General features: G+C 68.9%; 1 protein-coding gene. It reads right to left on the reverse strand.

The window, feature by feature from the left end; all coding sequences use genetic code 11:
• Positions 1–271: 271 nt before the first annotated feature.
• Positions 272–2,762, reverse strand: a 2,491-nt coding sequence (locus G9H71_RS22050; RefSeq protein WP_166284909.1) for a glycoside hydrolase family 3 C-terminal domain-containing protein, incomplete at its 5' end; no start/stop codon positions are given.

The following is a 2,762-nucleotide window of genomic DNA, read 5'->3' on the forward strand; positions in this document are numbered from 1 at the left end:
CGTGGACACGGCGGCCGTCGCGGACGGGCGCGGTGACCGCGACGTCAGCGCCCCCGCAGCGTCGGTGCGCACCCTCGTCGTGTCGGCCCGCGAGGACGTCGAGATGGCCCGGTCCGTACGCGCCGCCGCCGCGGCCTGACCCGGCCGCTGCCGGGGGGCGGGGGCGCCGCCTGACCGTCGACCGACGCCGAAGAGCGCCCCTGGCCGCGCTGGTGCGCGGCCGGAGGCGCTCTCCGGTGTCACGTGCTGGGCAGGGCCGCAGCGGGAGGGGCTACTTCACGTAGACGACGAAGCTCCCGCTCGCCTTCTCGCCGTTGTAGCTGACCTGCGCCGTGACCGTGGCCACGCCCGCCTTGACGGTGCGGATCGTGTCGCTCGAGTCGATCTTCACCACGTTGCTGCGGTTGCTGGTCAGCTTGACCTTCATCCCGGCGGGAAGCGCAGTGCTCTTGCCCTTGAGGACGTAGCCGAACAGCCGGTCGTCGCTGAGCGCGACGGTCAGCTGCGGGTCGACGGTGGCGCCGACCGGGAAGACCAGGCGCTGGGCGATGTCGGCGGCCTTGTCCGCGCCGGCGACGACCGGCTTGGCCGTGACCGTCGCGGGCACGGCGTCGAGCGCGCCGGACACCGTGACGTACTGCGTCTGCGCCACGTCCGTGGACGAGGACGCGAGCTCGAAGCCGTAGCGGCCCGGGTCGACGACCCACTTGCCGGCGGCGTCGTCGTAGAACGCGAGGTCGCGCACCTTCACGTCGAAGTTGACGTGCGTGCTCTCGCCCGGGGCCAGGTCGACCTTGTCGAACGCCACGAGGCGCTTGATCGGGCGCTGCTTGGCGGCCGGGGCGTCCGGGGTGGTGACGTACAGCTGCGCGACCTGCGCGCCGGCGGTGCTGCCGGTGTTCTCGACCTCGGCCCGGACGCGGACGGTGTCGTTCGCGTCCACCGCGGACTTGTTCAGGCGCAGCTTGGACAGCTCGCAGCTGGTGTAGCTCAGGCCGTAGCCGAACGGGTAGGTCGGCTGGCCCTTGAAGTACATGTACGTGCGGCCGTTGGTGCCGTTCGTACCACGTAGGTTGTAGTCGTCGATCGGCGGCAGCTGCGCCTCGCTCTGGTACCACGTGAACGGCAGGTGCGCGCCCGGGTTCACCTTGCCGAGCACGACGTCGGCGAGGGCCTCACCGCGACGCTGGGCGTTGAACGAGCTCCACAGCATGGCCGGGACCTTGTCCTTGAAGCTCTCGACGTTGACCTGTCCGATCGTCTCCATGTAGACGATCGTGTTCGGGTTGACCGCGGCGACCTGGTTGACCAGGGCCTCCTGCGAGCCCGGCAGGGTCAGCGTGGTGCGGTCCTTGTCCTCGGCCGCGTCCGTGTGGTCGTTGCCCACGTAGACGACGACCGCGTCGTAGTTCGCGGCGGCCGCGACGTCGGCGGGGATGAGCGCTCCGCGCTGGCTGGCGGTGCCCTTGAGGTAGTCGACAGTGGCGCCGGGGTTGACCGCCTGGATGGCGGACTTCAGGCCCTCGTAGCCGGTGACGATGTTGCGCTGCCCCGCGGCCGTGAAGTCGGCGGAGTAGCCGCCGAGGTAGACCTCGTTCTTCGGCGGGTTGCCGTAGTAGCCGATGACGGCGACCTTGTAGTCGCCGGACGCCGGCACCTTCAGCGGAAGCAGGCTGCTGCCGTCGGCCGCGGCGTCGTTCTTGAGCAGGACGATGCTCTCCGCGCCGACCTTGCGGGCCAGGGCGAGCCGGGCCGGGGTCTGGGTGACGGCGTTGTTGGCGTCGCTGTTGACCCAGGTGCCCTTGGAGACGCGGGAACGGGCGGCGGCGATCCACGGCACCTGAGACTCGGCGTCGAACTCACCGAGCTGGATTCGCGCGGTGAACAGGCGCGTGACGTTCACGTCGACGTCGTTCTCGTTGAACGTGTCGTTCTGCGTCTTGATCTTCTGCGCGACCGCGGTGGGGATGGTGTTCGCGTAGCTCCACTGGTCGTGGTAGCCCGTGTTGCAGTCCAGGTCCTCACCGGCGGCACTGGCCAGGGCGTGGCGCTCGTACTGGTTCGGCACGTGGTCGTAGCCCTGCGGGATCCACGTCGGGTAGCGGCCGCCGTTGCGCTGCTGGATCGTCCAGATGGCGTCGCAGTCCGAGGTGAAGTAGCCCTGGAAGCCGAACGTCTGGCGGGCCAGGTTGTCGATCAGGTAGGTGTTCGCCGCCGCCGGGACGCCGTTCACCTTGTTGTACGAGCTCATGATCGAGCCCGGCTGGGTGTCGCGGATGACGTCGCGGAACTGCTTCGTGTAGTACTCGCGCAGGTCCCGGTCGTCCATCACCGAGTCGCCGCCGAGGCGGTTGTACTCGCTGTTGTTGGCCGCGTAGTGCTTGATCGTGGTGAGCGTCTTGTAGTAGCCGTTGCTGCCGGGCAGGAGCTTGCCGTTCTCGTCCTTGCCCTCCATGCCGTTGACGAACTGGTCGGCCATCTTCGTCGTCAGCAACGGGTCCTCGCTGAACGACTCGTCCGTACGGCCCCAGCGCGGGTCGCGGGCGAGGTTGATCGTCGGCGAGTAGAAGTCGAGGTCGTACTTGTTGTCCTTGACGACCTCGCGGGCCTCGTCCGAGATCGCGGTCGCCTCGGTGTACTGCAGCTCGGGGTCCCAGGTCGAGCCCAGGGACAGGCTCAGCGGGTATGACGTGGTGTTGTTCAGCACGGTCGCGTTCTGGTTGTTGACCAGCTGCTCACGGGCGACGCCGTGCAGCGCCTCG

Source organism: Motilibacter deserti, assembly GCF_011250635.1.
GTDB classification, from domain to species: domain Bacteria; phylum Actinomycetota; class Actinomycetes; order Motilibacterales; family Motilibacteraceae; genus Motilibacter_A; species Motilibacter_A deserti.